Annotated in this window: 17 protein-coding genes; 12 read left to right on the top strand and 5 right to left on the bottom strand. The window is 62.7% G+C overall.

Going from position 1 to position 15,287, the window contains the following annotated elements:
• Positions 1–4: 4 nt before the first annotated feature.
• Genes NKI47_RS05575 through NKI47_RS05560 form a run of 4 tightly spaced genes read left to right on the top strand, consistent with a single transcriptional unit; the run spans position 5 to position 4,140 of the window.
• Positions 5–301: a sarcosine oxidase subunit delta gene (locus NKI47_RS05575; protein WP_292519105.1), complete on the top strand. Its 297-nt coding sequence runs from the start codon at positions 5–7 to the stop codon at positions 299–301.
• Positions 298–3,291 carry a sarcosine oxidase subunit alpha gene (locus NKI47_RS05570; RefSeq protein ID WP_352588221.1) on the top strand — a complete coding sequence of 998 codons (2,994 nt, stop codon included), beginning with the start codon at positions 298–300 and terminating at the stop codon, positions 3,289–3,291. Before NKI47_RS05575 ends, NKI47_RS05570 begins: the two co-directional genes overlap by 4 nt.
• Positions 3,284–3,862, top strand: a complete 579-nt coding sequence (locus NKI47_RS05565) for a sarcosine oxidase subunit gamma (RefSeq protein ID WP_023675340.1) — start codon at positions 3,284–3,286, stop codon at positions 3,860–3,862. Before NKI47_RS05570 ends, NKI47_RS05565 begins: the two co-directional genes overlap by 8 nt.
• A 53-nt stretch (positions 3,863–3,915) precedes the next feature.
• Positions 3,916–4,140 carry a hypothetical protein gene (locus NKI47_RS05560; protein WP_023675341.1) on the top strand — a complete coding sequence of 75 codons (225 nt, stop codon included), beginning with the start codon at positions 3,916–3,918 and terminating at the stop codon, positions 4,138–4,140.
• A 103-nt stretch (positions 4,141–4,243) separates the two neighbouring features.
• Here NKI47_RS05560 and NKI47_RS05555 read toward each other — a convergent pair whose 3' ends face one another.
• A complete protein-coding gene (locus NKI47_RS05555; protein ID WP_352588218.1) occupies positions 4,244–4,483 on the bottom strand; it encodes a DUF680 domain-containing protein in 240 nt (79 codons plus the stop codon).
• A 177-nt stretch (positions 4,484–4,660) separates the two neighbouring features.
• Positions 4,661–5,302, bottom strand: coding sequence for a TetR/AcrR family transcriptional regulator (locus NKI47_RS05550; RefSeq protein WP_352588215.1), 642 nt, complete (start codon positions 5,300–5,302; stop codon positions 4,661–4,663).
• 156 nt (positions 5,303–5,458) lie between these two features.
• Between NKI47_RS05550 and NKI47_RS05545 the strand changes: the two genes are divergently transcribed.
• On the top strand, positions 5,459–5,671 hold the full coding sequence (locus NKI47_RS05545; protein WP_352588212.1) for a hypothetical protein: 213 nt from the start codon (positions 5,459–5,461) through the stop codon (positions 5,669–5,671).
• Positions 5,672–5,712: 41 nt separating this feature from the next.
• On the opposite strand, the gene NKI47_RS05540 is transcribed toward NKI47_RS05545, so the two are convergent.
• From NKI47_RS05540 to NKI47_RS05530, 3 genes are all read right to left on the bottom strand, one after another.
• Positions 5,713–6,207, bottom strand: coding sequence for a MaoC family dehydratase (locus tag NKI47_RS05540; RefSeq protein ID WP_031211357.1), 495 nt, complete (start codon positions 6,205–6,207; stop codon positions 5,713–5,715).
• Positions 6,208–6,246: 39 nt separating this feature from the next.
• On the bottom strand, positions 6,247–7,062 hold the full coding sequence (locus tag NKI47_RS05535; protein WP_023675346.1) for an SDR family oxidoreductase: 816 nt from the start codon (positions 7,060–7,062) through the stop codon (positions 6,247–6,249).
• A 506-nt stretch (positions 7,063–7,568) separates the two neighbouring features.
• Entirely contained in the window at positions 7,569–8,396 is an 828-nt protein-coding gene (locus tag NKI47_RS05530) for a MurR/RpiR family transcriptional regulator (RefSeq protein WP_023675348.1), read from the bottom strand.
• Between the two features lie 145 nt (positions 8,397–8,541).
• Between NKI47_RS05530 and NKI47_RS05525 the strand changes: the two genes are divergently transcribed.
• The 7 genes from NKI47_RS05525 (at position 8,542) to NKI47_RS05495 (ending at position 15,271) form a co-directional block, all read left to right on the top strand.
• Positions 8,542–9,366 carry an N-formylglutamate amidohydrolase gene (locus NKI47_RS05525; protein ID WP_352588208.1) on the top strand — a complete coding sequence of 275 codons (825 nt, stop codon included), beginning with the start codon at positions 8,542–8,544 and terminating at the stop codon, positions 9,364–9,366.
• Between the two features lie 22 nt (positions 9,367–9,388).
• The gene (locus NKI47_RS05520) at positions 9,389–10,951 is read left to right on the top strand and encodes an amino acid permease (RefSeq protein ID WP_352588205.1); all 1,563 of its coding nucleotides are present in this window, start codon (positions 9,389–9,391) and stop codon (positions 10,949–10,951) included.
• A gap of 100 nt (positions 10,952–11,051) precedes the next feature.
• Complete coding sequence (locus tag NKI47_RS05515; RefSeq protein ID WP_352588202.1) at positions 11,052–12,422, top strand: glutamine synthetase family protein; 1,371 nt, start codon at positions 11,052–11,054, stop codon at positions 12,420–12,422.
• 111 nt (positions 12,423–12,533) lie between these two features.
• Positions 12,534–12,929, top strand: coding sequence for a helix-turn-helix domain-containing protein (locus NKI47_RS05510; protein WP_352588199.1), 396 nt, complete (start codon positions 12,534–12,536; stop codon positions 12,927–12,929).
• Positions 12,913–13,338, top strand: coding sequence for a type II toxin-antitoxin system VapC family toxin (locus tag NKI47_RS05505; RefSeq protein ID WP_352588196.1), 426 nt, complete (start codon positions 12,913–12,915; stop codon positions 13,336–13,338). The genes NKI47_RS05510 and NKI47_RS05505 overlap by 17 nt, the downstream gene beginning before the upstream one ends.
• Complete coding sequence (locus NKI47_RS05500; protein WP_352588193.1) at positions 13,301–14,737, top strand: aldehyde dehydrogenase family protein; 1,437 nt, start codon at positions 13,301–13,303, stop codon at positions 14,735–14,737. Before NKI47_RS05505 ends, NKI47_RS05500 begins: the two co-directional genes overlap by 38 nt.
• A 42-nt stretch (positions 14,738–14,779) precedes the next feature.
• Positions 14,780–15,271, top strand: coding sequence for a DUF2569 domain-containing protein (locus tag NKI47_RS05495; protein WP_352588190.1), 492 nt, complete (start codon positions 14,780–14,782; stop codon positions 15,269–15,271).
• Positions 15,272–15,287 lie beyond the last annotated feature (16 nt).

Genomic DNA, 15,287 nt, shown 5'->3' with positions numbered 1-15,287 from the left:
GACCATGCTTCTCATCCGCTGCCCCTATTGCGAGGAAGAGCGTCCGGAGCTCGAATTCCGCAACGCCGGCGAGGCGCATATCGCGCGTTCCCCAAACATCGCCGGCGAGAGCGACGACGATTTTGAAAAGTTCTTTTTCATCCGCTCCAATCCCAAGGGGATCATCTATGAGCGCTGGCGGCACATGCATGGCTGTGCGCGGTTCTTCAATGCCGTGCGCGACACCGTCAGCGACAGGTTCCTGATGACCTACAAGGCCGGCGAACCGAAGCCCACCAAGCTGCCGGGAGCCGCCAAATGAGCGCCACGTTCCGCATTGCCGGCGCCGGGCGGCTCAAACAGGCAAAGATAGCTGGCTTCAGCTTCGACGGCCGCCCCTATACCGGCATCGAGGGCGATACGTTGGCCTCGGCGCTGCTTGCAAACGGCGTCCATCTCGTCGGCCGCTCGTTCAAGTACCACCGGCCGCGCGGTTTTCTGTCGGCCGGCGCCGAAGAGCCGAACGCGCTGGTCGAGATCAAGCGCGACGCGGCACGCAAGACGCCGAACGTTCGTGCCACGGTGCAGGAACTCTATGACGGATTGACCGCACAGTCGCAGAACTGCTGGCCGTCGCTCGCTTTCGACATCGGTGCCGTCAGCAGTATTGCCTCGCCGATGCTTTCGGCCGGCTTCTACTACAAGACCTTCATGTGGCCGAAGGCCGCGTGGAAAAACCTCTACGAGCCCAAGATCCGCGCCGCCGCCGGTCTCGGCGTCGCTCCTGACCAGCCGGATCCCGACCACTATTCGGCGCGCTTCGCCCATTGCGAGGTGCTGGTGCTTGGCGGCGGTGCCGCGGGCATCGCCGCGGCATTGGCCGCGGCCGAGACCGGCGCGCGCGTGATCCTTGCCGACGAGCAGGCGGAATTCGGCGGCAGCCTGCGCTTCGAGAGCGGCGCCAGGATCGAAGGCCAGGACGGTTTTGCCTGGGCGCAGTCCGCTGTTGCCAAGCTCCGGACGATGGACAATGTCCGCGTGCTGCCGCGCACCACCGCCTTCGGCTATTACGCGCAGAATTTCGTCGGGCTGGTCGAGCGCGTCAGCGACCATCTGCAGAATCCCGGCCGCGACCTGCCGCGCGAGCGGCTGTGGCAGGTTCGCGCCAACCGCGTGGTGCTGGCGACCGGCGCCATCGAGCGCCACATGGTGTTTGCCGAAAACGACCGGCCCGGCATCATGCTGGCGTCGGCGGCGCGCACCTATCTCAACCATTACGGCGTCGCCGTCGGCAGGAATATCGGCGTCTATACGGCGAACGATTCCGCCTATGCGGCGGCGATCGACCTGAAAAAGGCCGGCATCAACGTGGCGGCGATTGTCGACCTGCGCGACAACCCGACCGGGCCGGCGATCGACGAGGCGAGGGCGCTCGGCATCGAGGTCAATTTCGGCCGCGCGGTGATCCGCGCCGGCGGCAAATTGCGGGTGTCGTCGATGACTGTGCAGCCGAAGAATGGCGGCGGCGAACGCACCATGCCGGTTGACGCAATCCTGATGTCGGCCGGCTGGACGCCGTCGGTGCATCTGTTCTCGCAATCGCGCGGCAAAGTTGCCTTCAATGACGAGAGCAAGCGCTTCGTGCCCGGAATTTATGCGCAGGACTGCGTCTCGGTCGGCGCCTGCAACGGCACCGACGGGCTGTCGGCGACGATCGACGAGGCCTACGCGGCCGGCGCCAAGGCGGCCAAGGACGCCGGCAGCAGGCCGGCCAAGGGCACCAAGCCGAAGGTCGACGCCGGCGAGAGCTGGTCGCGCGGCATGCTGGGTGCAGCACCCGGTGCCGGATCGGATACGACGGTCAAGGCCTTTGTCGACTTCCAGAACGACGTCACCGCCAAGGACATCCGCCAGGCAGTGCATGAGGGCATGCGCTCGATCGAGCACGTCAAGCGCTTCACCACCAATGGCATGGCGACCGACCAGGGCAAGACCTCCAACATGCACGGCCTGGCGATTGCCGCCGAGACGTTGGGCAAGCCGATCCCGCAGGTCGGGCTGACGACGTTCCGGGCGCCCTATACGCCGGTGACATTCGGCTCGATCGTCGGCCACGCGCGGGGTCCGCTGTTCGACCCGACCCGCAAGACGGCGATCCATCCCTGGGCAGAGCGTCAAGGCGCGATGTTCGAGGATGTCGGCCAATGGAAGCGCGCCTGGTATTTCCCGAAGCCGGGCGAGGACATACATGCGGCCGTCGACCGCGAATGCGTCACGGTGCGCAAGACGGCCGGCCTGTTCGACGCCTCGACGCTGGGCAAGATCGAGGTGGTCGGGCCGGATGCGGCCAAATTCATGGAACTGCTCTACACCAATCCATGGGAGAAGCTCGAGCCCGGCCGCTGCCGTTACGGCATCATGCTGCGCGAGGACGGCTTCATCTATGACGACGGTGTCGTCGGCAGGCTTGCACCCGACCGTTTCCATGTGACGACGACGACCGGCGGCGCGCCGCGCGTCATGAACCATATGGAAGACTATCTCCAGACCGAGTTCCCGCATCTCAACGTCTGGCTGACCTCGATCACCGAGCAATGGGCGGTGATTGCCGTGCAGGGACCGAAGTCTCGCGACATCATTGCGCCGCTGGTCGAGGGCATCGACATGTCGGATGAGGCGCTGCCGCATATGTCGGTGCGCGAAGGCCGGATCTGCGGCGTGCCGACCAGGCTGTTTCGCATGTCGTTCAGCGGTGAGCGCGGCTTCGAGATCAACGTGCCGGCCGATTACGGCGAGGCAGTCTGGGAAGCGCTATGGGCCGAGGGCCAGAAGCATGGCGCCTGTGCTTACGGCACCGAGTCCATGCATGTGCTGCGCGCTGAAAAGGGCTACATCATCGTCGGCCAGGATACCGACGGCACGGTGACGCCGAACGACGCCGGGCTCGACTGGGCGGTCGGCAAGAAGAAGACCGACTTCGTCGGCATTCGCGGCATGGCGCGGCCGGATCTGGTCGCCAAGGGCCGCAAGCAGCTTGTCGGCCTGAAGACCAGGGATCCCAAGGTGGTGCTGGAGGAGGGCGCGCAGATCGTCGCGGACCCGAAGCAGGCAATCCCGATGAAGATGATTGGCCATGTCACCTCGAGCTATTGGTCGCAAAATTGCGGCCGCTCGATCGCGCTGGGGCTGGTCGCCGGCGGCCGCGATCGCACGGGCGAGACGCTCTATGTGCCGATGCCGAACGGGGTGATCGAGGTGGAGGTCACCGGCATGGTGTTCTTCGATGAGAAGGGGGAGCGCCTCAATGGCTAAGGCCGCTTTGAAAACCGACGCCGCCGGACCCTCAGTCGAACGCCGTCCGGCTCTCGCCGGCCAGTCGCTTTCCGCCGCCGGCGTTACACTTGCCGTGCTGCCGCCGGCCGAGCGCATATCGCTGCGCGCGCCGGAAGCCTCGATTGCGGCACTTTCGAAAGCGCTCGGCGTCGTCCTGCCGCAAAGGCCGAAAACCTCGGCGGCAAAGGCCGGACGCACGGCCTTGTGGCTCGGGCCGGACGAATGGCTGGTCATCGACGAGAGCGGAAAAGATCCGCTCGCCGACTGCGCAAGCATTTCCGTACTGCATTCGGCGGTCGGCATCTCGCACCGCAACGTCGCCATATCGGTTACCGGTCCGGCTGCCGCGGCGACGATCAATGCCGGCTGCCCGCAGGATCTGTCGCTCGACGCCTTTCCGGTCGGGGCGGCGTCGCGTACCATTCTCGGCAAGGTCGAAATCGTGCTGTTGCGCACGGCGGCCGACGCGTTCCGCGTCGAATGCTGGCGTTCCTTTTCCGATTATGTCTTTACTTTTCTGTCGGAGGCAGCGCGCGACGCGGCAGCATAGGCATGTTCGCCGCGCCCGACCGTTCTGCGACAGCGAGCCGAGGGAGAATGCAAATGCCGCCGAACTCCGCGCCGAAGTCGCCGGTCAAGACGCCGGCCGTGCGCTCTTTCGAAGACGAGCAGCGCACTGGGACGGATATCGAAGAGGAACTCGAGGAAGGCCTCGAGGATACATTCCCGGCCAGCGATCCGGTGTCGATCACCGGAACGGCCATTCCCGGCGCACCGGCAAGACCCGGCAAGCCCAAAAGCGTGGTGGGACAGAAGCGCAAGAAGTGATCTGCGCGGGGTGACAAAAAGCAGGGCTGAGGCCGGCACGATGGGCGGCCGGAAATTGCTGCCGCCCTTTCGTTTCCTCACCGCGTATTGTCGCCCGATCGGCTCAGAAGCTGCTTGGCACGATCCACGGGTCGATGCCGATGCCGAGCCTCGGGCCCTTGCTGCCGGCCTTGTGGGCCGCGGCATCGGCCTTTTCAAGCGATCCGGTTGGCGCGCAATCAAGCTTAGCACCGGTTTTGGTGTCGACGCAGGCCGCTTCTTGCTTGGCTGGCTGACTGCTGCCGGCAAATGCGGCGCCAGAGAGCGCCAGCAGGGCGGCGAGCGTGAGGATTGCCTTCTTCATCGTCGGTCTCCGGTTCAGCTATTGAATTTCTCGTACATGTACGGCATTGCGCACAGATACGCCCTGGCCTCCCGGTGTTCAAGCAAAATCGTACGCGTACGGAGAATTGCCGAACGCTCGGCGCCGCAGCGCAGATCGGTCGGAGAAGATCCTGCAGATCGGGAGGAGCGCCGCTCTTCAGCAGTTGACCGGCGGCGTGAGCGGCGCAATCTCGTGCGCGGCGATGGCTTCGAGCATGATGTCGCCGATCCGTGTGATGAACGTCGTCTGGTCGCCGAACGGGTAGAACGGGAAGGTGATCAGCAGCGAGATGGCGCCGTGGCCGACCGCCCACAGCATGGCGGCGATGGCGCGTGGATCGCCTTTGAGCCTGCCGGCGGCAACGCAGGCTTCGACCCTCGCGATCAGCATTTTCATCGCCGGGTTGCCGCTCTCCATTTCGGCGAAGGTCTTTCCGGCTGGCGGCCTGACTTTTTCGGTCATGAAGACGGTGCGGTATTCGTTGGGATTTTCCAGCCCAAAGGCGGCGTATTCGACAAGCACCGCCTTGAGCGCCTCGATCGGGTCGTCGGCCGTATGATTTGCGATGCGCCTGGCCAAGGTCTCGAAGGCATCCTCGGCCAGCGCGAACAGGATGTCCTGCTTGTCGGCGAAATAGGAATAGACCGACATCGGCGCATAGCCAACGCGCTTGGCGAGCTTGCGGATGGTGAGGCCGTCATAGCCTTCTTCCTGGACAAGCTTGTGCGCGGCGTCGACAAGTTCGGAACGCAGTTCGGCCTTTTGTTTTTCGCGGCGCTCCTGGACGCTTAGCTGCAACTTTCCACTGCCTTATGACTGATGGCTGGATGCAGCATATATACGCTGTACGGCGTCGGGCAAGGGTGGCACGAAGCAGAAGCTTGACTGTCGTATGGCTGGCGATCGCGCTCGGCTTCGCCATGGAAGCTCTCATTCTGACCGTCAGATTTGCGGGTGGCAGGCGCCCTGATAGGCGCGGTATTCGGCGGCGGCATCACGGTGCTGACCATCGAGACGGCCGCGGCAAATGACGCTGCTCTCGCAATGCCACAGGCGATCGCAACCGGCCTCAACGAGATCGTGTTCCCGATCGGTTGTTCACTGGTCGTCTACATTGCGCTGCAGGTCAGCCGTCACATGAAGTACGTCGCGGCCGAAGCTAAATAGATTTGGCACAGATAGATTTGGGCTTCTCCGCCTGACGAGAGTCAGACCGCTTCCGGCTGGCGTTCGATCAGCGTCAGCGTCAGCCAGCGCGCGGTCAGCGCCGGTTTTTTCGAGCCCTCGATCTCGATCGTCACGTCGTGCGCCGTCTGCACCCACCCCGACGGCCTGACCTTGACGTCGGCCAGCACGAAACGGGTGCGGATGCGCGAGCCGGTCTTCACCGGCGCCAGGAAGCGCAGCGAATCGAAGCCGTGATTGACGCCCATCTTGCTGTTTTCCAGCGGCGGCATGGTTTCGAAGGTCATCGCCGACAACAGCGAAAGCGACAGGAAGCCATGCGCGATGGTGCCGCCGAACGGCGTTTCGCGGCTGGCGCGTTCCGGATCGCAATGGATGAACTGATGGTCGTCGGTGGCGTCGGCGAACTGGTCGATCATGCGCTGGGTGACGACCCGCCATGGCGACACACCGACTTCCTTGCCGACGTTGGCCAGAAGCACATCGAGACTGATCGGTTCCACGCTGATGTCCTCCATCTTCACCCCCGGCATTTCACTCGCCGGATGGCGTGCGTCTCATTCCTTGAACAATGTCAGCCCGTGTTGCACCGACTGCCCGCCATCGATCGGCAGGATGGCGCCGGTGACATAGCTGCCGGCCCGGCTGCACAAATAGAGCGTTGCGCCGGCAATGTCATCCGGTGCGCCGATGCGGCCGATCGGAACGTGGTTGCCGATATGTCTTGCCTGGTCCTCGGTGCCGGTGGCGAAGGCCGTCATCCGGCTCTGGAAAGGGCCAGGCGCAAAGGCGTTGACGGTGATGCGGCGGGCGGCGAACTCGATTGCCAGGATGCGCGTCAGGTGGTGAACCGCGGCCTTCGAGGCCGAGTAGGAGTAGGCATCTTCGGCTAAAGGCTGCGTGCCCATCACCGATCCGAGGTTGATCACCCGGGCCGGGTCGGCGTCGCTGGCCGCGGCCTCGAGCAGAGGCAGCAATTCGCGCGTCAGGTGGAAGACCGAGGTGACGTTGACGCCGAACACCTTGGCCCAGGCATGGTAGGGAAAGCTTTCCAGCGGCGCGCCCCAGGAGATGCCGGCATTGTTGACCAGGATATGCAGCCGCTCGGTCCGCGCCCTGACCTCGGCCACAAGCGCCGCAATGCCGGCCTCGCTGGAGACGTCGCCGGCAAAACCTTCCGCCCGGCCGGATGCGCCAAGGCCGTTCAACTCGCCCGCTACCCTGACGCAATCCTCGCTCTTGCGCGAGGCGATCATCACCGCGGCGCCGGCCATGACCAGAGCGGTCGCCGCCATGCGGCCGATGCCGGTCGCGGCGCCGGTGACCAGCGCCGTCTTGCCGGCGACTGAGAACAGCTCGTCCAGATAGCTCATCGAATTCCTCCGTGCAGTTCACCGCGCTTTGGTTCAGGAAGCGGCTTCGCGTCGACAAGGCTAGCCGAACTTCGATCATGCTTGCCATGGGTAAAGTAGCTGGGGTGGGGCACGCTTTAGCGGCTGAATGGTTAAGCCCGAAATGCAAGGTGGTCATTCGGCCGTGACATGGGTCGGATGAATGATGCGGCCGTGCCCGTTAGCGAGCACCTTGGTAAGCTGTTCATTTCGCGCGTGAACCAGTCGTCGTTACTCCTCCGCCCCAGCCGCAGGCGGGTCTTGAGGAGTTGGGAGGTGGCCGAGCAGTGGGGCGGGACTGACATTCGTATTCGTGGACGGGGACTATGCTTTCGGGGGGAAAGCCATGGGTAAGAAACAACGCACCGTCCTGCTGGCAGCGGTTTTTGCGACTGTCTTTGGCGTCTTTTTGCTGATCCTGATCCTGCAGATGATCAGTTTTTTAGAGGACTAGACCGAAGCGAAACGCGTCCCTTTCCGGAGGGGCTCTACCGCAGGCTTTCCAGCTCGCGGATGCGTTTGGCGCCGTCGGCCTCGAGCTGCCTTGTGACGGCGCCAATCAGCGCTTCGGCAACGACGAAAAGGGCGGCGGATGAGTCCCAGGCCGAAGGCACGGCGGTGCGCCCGGCGATGACGTGGCGGGCGAAGCGGGCGATCGGCGACAGCCACTGGTCGGTAAACAGCACGATCTGCACGCCACGCTGGTTGGCCGTCTCGGCAAAGCGGACCAGGCTGTCCTGGTAGCGCCTGATGTCGAAGATCACCAGCACGTCGCGCTTACCCATGTCGATCAGTCGGTCGCGCCAGACGCTTTCCTGCCCGCCGAGGTGAAAAACGTTGGGCTGGATGATGGCGAGGTGGGCGGCCATGTAGCGCGCCAGCGGGTCGGTGAAGCGGCCACCGATCAGGAATGTCTTGCCGCGCCGGTCGGCAAGCTTGGCGACGATGTCGGCAAGCTGTTTGTCCGAGAGATGCCGGAAGGTCTCGCGCATGTTGTCGAGGGTCGCCTCCAGCATCGGCGACACGGCGCTGCTGCCCGGCGATGGCGGATTGAGCGTGCGCGAGGCCGGCGACTGCAATTGCGCCGCCAGCTCGTCTTGCAGCGTCGACTGGAATTCCGGATAGTTCTGGAAGCCGAGCCGGGCGACGAAACGCAGGATCGTGGGCGATGATACGCCGGCCGTAGCCGAGAATTCGGCGACCGTCTTCAGCCCGATCAGCGGATAGCTGGCGATCAGCGCTTGCGCTGCGCGCCGCTCGCCTGCCGGCATGGTGCCGATGCGGTCGGAGATCAGTTCGGCAATGCTGGAAACCATGTTTTTCCCCACCCTGGCCGTGCCGTTAGCGCATTATCGAAATCGCGTTTGACAAAGCCGGCCAAACTGTATGAAATCATCCGCAGGGACGCAATGAGGCAAAATACGTAACATACGATACAGCGCTCCCCGGGGACAGCAGACAATGGAGACAGCACGGCCCGCCAGCCTTGCATCGCCTGAAACCGTAAGGGTGACGAACCCCGGCGGATCGAGCCCCTTCGTGCTGACCTGCGACCACGCCTCAAATTTCCTGCCACCGGAATTCGGAACGCTCGGCCTTGCCGCCGAGGATCTTTCCCGCCACATCGCCTGGGATCCCGGCGCCTTGCCGGTGGCGCGCCGCATGGCCGAGGCGCTCGATGCGACGCTGGTCGAGACCTGCATCTCGCGGCTCGTCATCGACTGCAACCGCCCGCTCGACGCGCCGGACCTGATAGTGACGGTCAGCGCCAGCGAAAAAACCGTGGTCCCGGCCAACCAGGGACTTTCGGCCGACCAGCGGGAGGCGCGCATCGCGCTGGCGTGGCGACCGTTTCACGAGCGGATCGCAACGATCGTAGACGAGCGCCTGGCGGCCGGGCGGGAGACCAGGCTGGTCTCGATCCATTCCTTCACGCCGCTCTACAAAGGCAAAAGCCGGCCCTGGCACATCGGCATCATCCATGACGAGGACCGCCGGCTGGCGGCGCCGCTGATCGCGGCGCTGAAGCGGCTCGCCGGCGTCACCGTCGGCGTCAACGAACCCTATTCGCCGGCCGACCGGGTCTATTTCACGCTGGAACGCCATGCGCGCTCGCGCGGGCTGCCTTGCGCGATGATCGAAATCCGCAACGACGAGATCTCCGGCGCGGCCGGGCAGCGGAAATGGGCGGATCTGCTCACCGGCATTTTTCTCAATCTGGAGCCCGAGGCGGCCAATGGCCCCAGACCAAGCGCAGTCGGAAAGTCAGTTCAATCGGCCAGCTAAGAAACCAAAAGGGGACTTCAAAATGGTAGCACCGGGTTACAGTGAAGTTGATAAGAAGGAGGACCTGAAAGTTCTCCATGGAATGGGCTATGCTCAGGAACTTTCTCGAAGCATGAGCCGCTTCTCGAATTTCGCGATCTCGTTCTCGATCATCTGCATTCTCTCAGGCGGCATCAATTCCTTCGCGCAAGCGACATCGTCCATTGGTGGCGCGGGCGCTGGTATCGGCTGGATCGTCGGCTGCATGGTTTCGGGACTTTTCGCGCTCGCCATGGCCCAGATCGCCTCTGCATTTCCGACCGCGGGCGGCCTCTATCACTGGGCATCTATTCTGGGGAACCGTTTCACTGGCTGGCTGACCGCATGGCTCAACCTGCTCGGCCTGATCACCGTGCTCGGTGCGATCAACATCGGCACGGCTTTCTTTTTCGTCGGCACTTTCGGCGCAGCCTTCGGCATGACCGGCACGCCTGGTGAGATCGTCGGGTTTGTCGCCTTCATCACGGTGTTGCAGGCGCTGCTCAATCATTTCGGCATCAGGTTGACGGCTATGCTGACGGACGCCTCCGGCTTCCTGATCCTGGCAACGACAGCCGTGCTGATCGTCGCTTGCCTGGTGTTTGCGCCAGCGATCGACATCACGCGGCTGTGGACGTTCACGAACTATTCGGGCGATGCGGGGGGCGGTGTTTTCCCGCAGTCCGATTCCATGACGTATCTCTTCCTGCTCTGCCTGCTGCTGCCGGTTTACACCATCACTGGCTATGACGCGTCGGCGCATACTTCGGAAGAAACGTTGAGGGCGGCCCACTCGGTTCCGCGGGCAATCGTTTCGTCCGTACTCTGGTCGTCGCTGATCGGCTGGGTGATGCTGTGCGCGATCGTACTGGCGATTCCGGATCTGGCGGCCGGCGCCAAGCAGGGCTGGGGCGTGTTCTTCGCCACGATGGACGCAATCTTGCCGGCGTGGCTGAAGACACTGCTCTATCTGGGCATTCTGATCGCGCAGTTCCTCTGCGGTCTGGCAACGGTCACCTCTGCCTCGCGCATGCTTTTCGCCTTTTCGCGTGACGGCGGCATGCCGGTCGGCTCGGCCTCGCTAGCCAAGGTCAGCCCGACCTGGCGCACGCCGGTCAATGCGATTTGGACGGCTGCTGTGCTCGAGGTCATCTATGTCTTTCTTGCCCAGTTCATCTCGGTCGGCGGCACGAACATCTATACCATCGTCGTCAATTCGACATTGGTGTTCCTGTTTCTGTCCTTCATTATTCCGATCGTGCTCGGCATGATGGCTTTCGGAACGGAGAAATGGCCGAACCCCGGCCCATGGAATCTCGGCGCCGGCCTGTTCAAGCTGTTTTGCATCCTGTCGGTCATCGGCATGGCGATCATCTTCTACATCGCCATCCAGCCGCCGAACGACAAAGTGCTCTATATCACCCTGGGCTTCATTGTGCTGACCGCGGTGCTTTGGTTCGGTTTCGAGAACCGCCGCTTCCAGGGTCCGCCCATCGGCGACCAGATCGCAAAGCGCCAGGCGGCGATCAAGGCAGCCGAGATAGCCGTCGGCGAAGCCGGCGCCTGACGCTCTCTGATGACCATGGCCGGCATCGTGCCGGTCATGGATTTCCGTTTCCTTTTCAAAGTGACAAGCCCGAAACGACAAGCGCTGGAGTGCCAAAGGAATGGCCGGAAATTTCTCGTTCGATCAGTTGAAGCAAGCGGTCTCCAGCGGCGAGGTCGACACGGTGCTGGCCTGCATCGTCGATATGCAGGGCCGGCTCGCGGGAAAGCGGTTCCTGGCCCGTTATTTCGTCGATTCCGCGCATGACGAGACGCATGGCTGCAACTATCTCTTGGCGGCAGACATCGATATGGAACCGGTGCCCGGCTACAAGGCGGCGAGCTGGTCGAAGGGTTATGGCGATTTCGTCATGAAGCCGGACCTTGCGACGCTGCGGCTCGTTCCGTGGCTGGAGAAGACGGCGCTGGTGATCTGCGACGTGCTCGACCACCATACCCATGACGACCTGGCGCATTCGCCGCGCGCCATGCTGAAGAAGCAGGTCAAGCGGCTGCAGGATCGCGGCTATATCGGCTATTTCGCTTCCGAGCTCGAATTCTATCTGTTCAGCGAAACCTACGATTCCGCCCGCAAGAAGCACTGGCAGGGCCTCGAGACGGCATCGCCCTACATCGGCGACTACCAGATCGGCATCACCACCAAGGAAGAAGGCGTCATGCGCCGGCTGCGCAACGAGATGGAGGCGGCCGGCATCCCGATCGAGAATTCGAAGGGCGAGTGGGGGCCAGGCCAGGAAGAGATCAATGTCCGCTACGCCGAGGCGCTCGACATGGCCGACCGCCACGTCATCCTGAAGAACGGCGCCAAGGAAATCGCCGAGTCCGAAGGCAAGGCGATCTCGTTCATGGCCAAGTACAATTACGGGCTCGCCGGCAATTCCAGCCACATCCATAATTCGCTGTGGAGCGCCGACGGCAAGACGCCGTTGTTCTACGACAAAAATGCCGAGTGGACGCTGTCGACACTCGGCCAGCAATGGGCGGCCGGCCAGCTCAAATATGCCAAGGAATTCACCTGGTTCCTGGCGCCCTACATCAATTCCTACAAGCGCTTCCAGGCCGGCACCTTTGCGCCGACCAAGATCATGTGGAGCGAGGACAACCGCACCGCCGGCTTCCGTCTTTGCGGCGAGGGCACCAAGGGCATCCGCATGGAATGCCGCATCGGCGGCGCCGATTTGAACCCCTATCTGGCTTTCGCCGCGCTGATCGCGGCCGGGCTTGCCGGCATCGATGAAAAGCTTGAACTGCAGAAGCCCTTCGTCGGTGATGCCTACCAGGCCTCGCAGCTGCCTGAAATTCCAAAGACATTGCGCGACGCCACCGCGACGCTGGCGGAATCGAAAATGCTGAGGCAGGCGCTCGGCGACGATGTGCTGGAACATTACGTCCACACGGCACACTGGGAACAGTTGGAGTACGACCGCCGGATTACGGACTGGGAACTGCACAGGGGGTTCGAGCGGTATTGACGGCGTTGCGCTTTACGCAATATTGTTGCGGTTATCGCACCAGCAACACGCAGGAGGCAGCGTTTGCCCAAAGGTAGAGCCCATGTCGACAAGGCGTGGTTCATGAGTCGAATGAACGAGCGCAAGCTCACGGTACGCAGCATGGCCGGCCGCATGAACATACACTACAGCGCCTTGTCGCGGACACTGAACGGTGAGCGGCGTATGCAGGTCGACGAGATACGCAAGATTGCTGAAATTCTCGACCGGCAGGAAAGCGAGATATTGGTGCACCTGGGAAGTTCCAATGATGCGGCGAAGCCACCGGAGCCTGATCGCCGGTCTGGTTTCAAGGAGGGGCAAGTGGATTTCGTGGACGACATGAACGGCAACAAGGAAGAGTACATCGTGCCGCCTCGGGGTGCCGATCCGTTGTTTGGATGCATGGCCGGGACGCTCACCCTGCTTCCGGACGTCGACTATACCGCGCCCGCCGATCCGGATTGGGGCAATGTCTATGACGAGTGAGGGGGTTCTGCTCGACACATGCTTCATGCTGTGGCTGTCAACGGAGCAGCCGGTCACGAGGGCTGCGGTCGAGAAGGTGACCAGCGCACGCAAAAATGGCAGCGTGATCGCCGTTTCCGTGATGTCCGCCTGGGAAATCGGCATGCTTGTAGCCAAGGGCCGGTTGCCATTCATCAAGTCACCGCTCGCATGGTTCGAACGGTTCGTGCAGACCGGGGCAGCGAGCGTCGAGGGGATCGACAGTGAGCTTTTGGTCGAGTCTTCGTTCCTGCCCGGCGTCGTTCACAACGATCCAACGGATCGGATCATCATAGCCACGGCGCGCTCGAAAGACCTCGAGATCATCACCCGCGATCGCGCAATCCTTGCCTATGGCGCGGCCGGCTTCGTCAAAACAGTGCCTTGTTGATTTGGAGACCTCCTTGGAAACCGTGAAGATAAAATCCCCCGTCGACGGTTCGATCTATGCCGAACGGCCTCTTGCCACCGACCAGGCGATCGGTGCCGCGGTCGAACGTGCCAAGGCGGCGCAGGAGAAGTGGGCTGAGACGCCGGTCGTCGAGCGCGGCAAATACATGCTTGCCATGCTGGAAGCGCTGGTCGCCATGACCGACGAGATCGTGCCGGAGATCGCCTGGCAGATGGGCCGGCCGGTGCGCTATGGCGGCGAGTTCGGCGGCGTCAGGGAACGCGTCAGCTACATGGTCGAGATCGCCGAGGCGGCCCTGAAGCCGGTCATGGCCTCCAATCCGAAGGACGGCTTTCGCCGCTATGTGAAGAAGGTGCCACTCGGCGTGGTCATGGTGATCGCGCCGTGGAACTATCCCTATCTCACCGCCGTCAACACCATCGTCCCGGCGCTGATGGCGGGCAGCGCCGTCATCCTCAAGCATGCGGCACAGACATTGTTGGTCGGCGAACGGTTTCAGCAGGCGTTTGATAAGGCCGGCCTGCCCAAGGGCCTGTTCCAGAACCTCGTCCTGAACCACGCGCAGACTGAAAGGCTGCTCGGCTCCGGCAAGATCGACCATGTCAACTTCACCGGCTCGGTCGCCGGCGGCCGCGCCATCGAAAAGGCGGCGGCGGGCACCTTCATGACGCTCGGCCTCGAACTCGGCGGCAAGGATCCGGCCTATGTGCTGCCGGACGCAAAGATGGACCATGCCGTTGCCAATCTGGTCGACGGCGCCTTCTACAATTCCGGCCAGTGCTGCTGCGGCATCGAACGCGTCTATGTCCACGAGAAGGTCTACGATGAATTCGTCGAGGGCTTCATTGCCGAGACCAGGAATTACGTCGTCGGCAATCCGCTCGACCAGGCGACCACCATGGGGCCGATGGCGCAGGCGCGCTTCGCCGACCTGATCCGCGAGCAGAAGGCCGAGGCGTTGCGCAAGGGCGCCAGGGCACACATCAATATGAAGGTGGCCAACGACAGGCAAGGTTCCCCCTATCTGGCGCCGGAAGTGCTGACCCAGGTCGACCACCAGATGAGCGTCATGCGCGAGGAAAGCTTTGGCCCGATCGTCGGCATCATGAAGGTGCGCAACGACGAGGAAGCGATCGCGCTGATGAACGACAGCCCCTATGGGCTGACGGCCTCGATCTGGACGCGCGACACCGGCCATGCGGCGGCGATCGGCGATCGCGTCGAGACCGGCACCGTGTTCATGAACCGCTGCGACTATCTCGACCCGGCGCTGGTCTGGACCGGCGTCAAGGACACCGGCAAGGGCGCGGCACTGTCGGCCATCGGCTACGACAATCTGACCAGGCCGAAATCATACCATCTGCGCGAGGTGATCTAAGGTGGCGATCGACAAGCATGCGATCGCTGTTGAGGGGGAGTAATGGCGGATACACAACAATCGGCGCTGCCAGATCGTGAGGGTCCCGAGAGTATCGGCGGATGGCTTGTCCTGCCGATGCTCGGGTTGATGCTCACGCCGATACTGGGGTTGGTACAACTGCACAATTCCGACTATCTCGGCATGTTACAGAACTGGCAGGCCTACAGTTTGTCCCAAGGTGTGCTGATTCTTGCCGAATTGGTGATATCCGGCATACTAAACCTTACGGCCCCGGCCCTAATATTGTTCTTCATGTTCAAGCGCTGGCAGATATTCCCCGGCTGGTACATGATTTGGGCATTCGCGATGCCGGTATATGCCGTTCTCGATCCATGGGCTGTGCATCTGGCTTTTCCCACCGTCGTTCCAGAATTGGCCGATGCGTACGACGCAGACACCGTGGGCGGAATTTCGCGCTCGATATGGGCCGCAGTCATCTGGGTTCCGTACATGATGCGGTCGGAACGTGTGGCCAACACCTTTGTGAACTAATGACATCCAAGAGCAC

It is taken from the genome of Mesorhizobium sp. M0633 (assembly GCF_040320645.1).
GTDB lineage: Bacteria > Pseudomonadota > Alphaproteobacteria > Rhizobiales > Rhizobiaceae > Mesorhizobium.
This window is presented reverse-complemented; position numbering and strand designations above follow the sequence as displayed.

Coding starts and splice junctions, on each gene's coding strand:
- NKI47_RS05575 (WP_292519105.1), top strand. CDS start 5: ATGCTTCTCATCCGCTGCCCCTATTGCGAGGAAGAGCGTCCGGAGCTC.
- NKI47_RS05570 (WP_352588221.1), top strand. CDS start 298: ATGAGCGCCACGTTCCGCATTGCCGGCGCCGGGCGGCTCAAACAGGCA.
- NKI47_RS05565 (WP_023675340.1), top strand. CDS start 3,284: ATGGCTAAGGCCGCTTTGAAAACCGACGCCGCCGGACCCTCAGTCGAA.
- NKI47_RS05560 (WP_023675341.1), top strand. CDS start 3,916: ATGCCGCCGAACTCCGCGCCGAAGTCGCCGGTCAAGACGCCGGCCGTG.
- NKI47_RS05555 (WP_352588218.1), bottom strand. CDS start 4,483: ATGAAGAAGGCAATCCTCACGCTCGCCGCCCTGCTGGCGCTCTCTGGC.
- NKI47_RS05540 (WP_031211357.1), bottom strand. CDS start 6,207: ATGGAGGACATCAGCGTGGAACCGATCAGTCTCGATGTGCTTCTGGCC.
- NKI47_RS05535 (WP_023675346.1), bottom strand. CDS start 7,062: ATGAGCTATCTGGACGAGCTGTTCTCAGTCGCCGGCAAGACGGCGCTG.
- NKI47_RS05530 (WP_023675348.1), bottom strand. CDS start 8,396: ATGGTTTCCAGCATTGCCGAACTGATCTCCGACCGCATCGGCACCATG.
- NKI47_RS05525 (WP_352588208.1), top strand. CDS start 8,542: ATGGAGACAGCACGGCCCGCCAGCCTTGCATCGCCTGAAACCGTAAGG.
- NKI47_RS05520 (WP_352588205.1), top strand. CDS start 9,389: ATGGTAGCACCGGGTTACAGTGAAGTTGATAAGAAGGAGGACCTGAAA.
- NKI47_RS05515 (WP_352588202.1), top strand. CDS start 11,052: ATGGCCGGAAATTTCTCGTTCGATCAGTTGAAGCAAGCGGTCTCCAGC.
- NKI47_RS05510 (WP_352588199.1), top strand. CDS start 12,534: ATGAACGAGCGCAAGCTCACGGTACGCAGCATGGCCGGCCGCATGAAC.
- NKI47_RS05505 (WP_352588196.1), top strand. CDS start 12,913: ATGTCTATGACGAGTGAGGGGGTTCTGCTCGACACATGCTTCATGCTG.
- NKI47_RS05500 (WP_352588193.1), top strand. CDS start 13,301: ATGGCGCGGCCGGCTTCGTCAAAACAGTGCCTTGTTGATTTGGAGACC.
- NKI47_RS05495 (WP_352588190.1), top strand. CDS start 14,780: ATGGCGGATACACAACAATCGGCGCTGCCAGATCGTGAGGGTCCCGAG.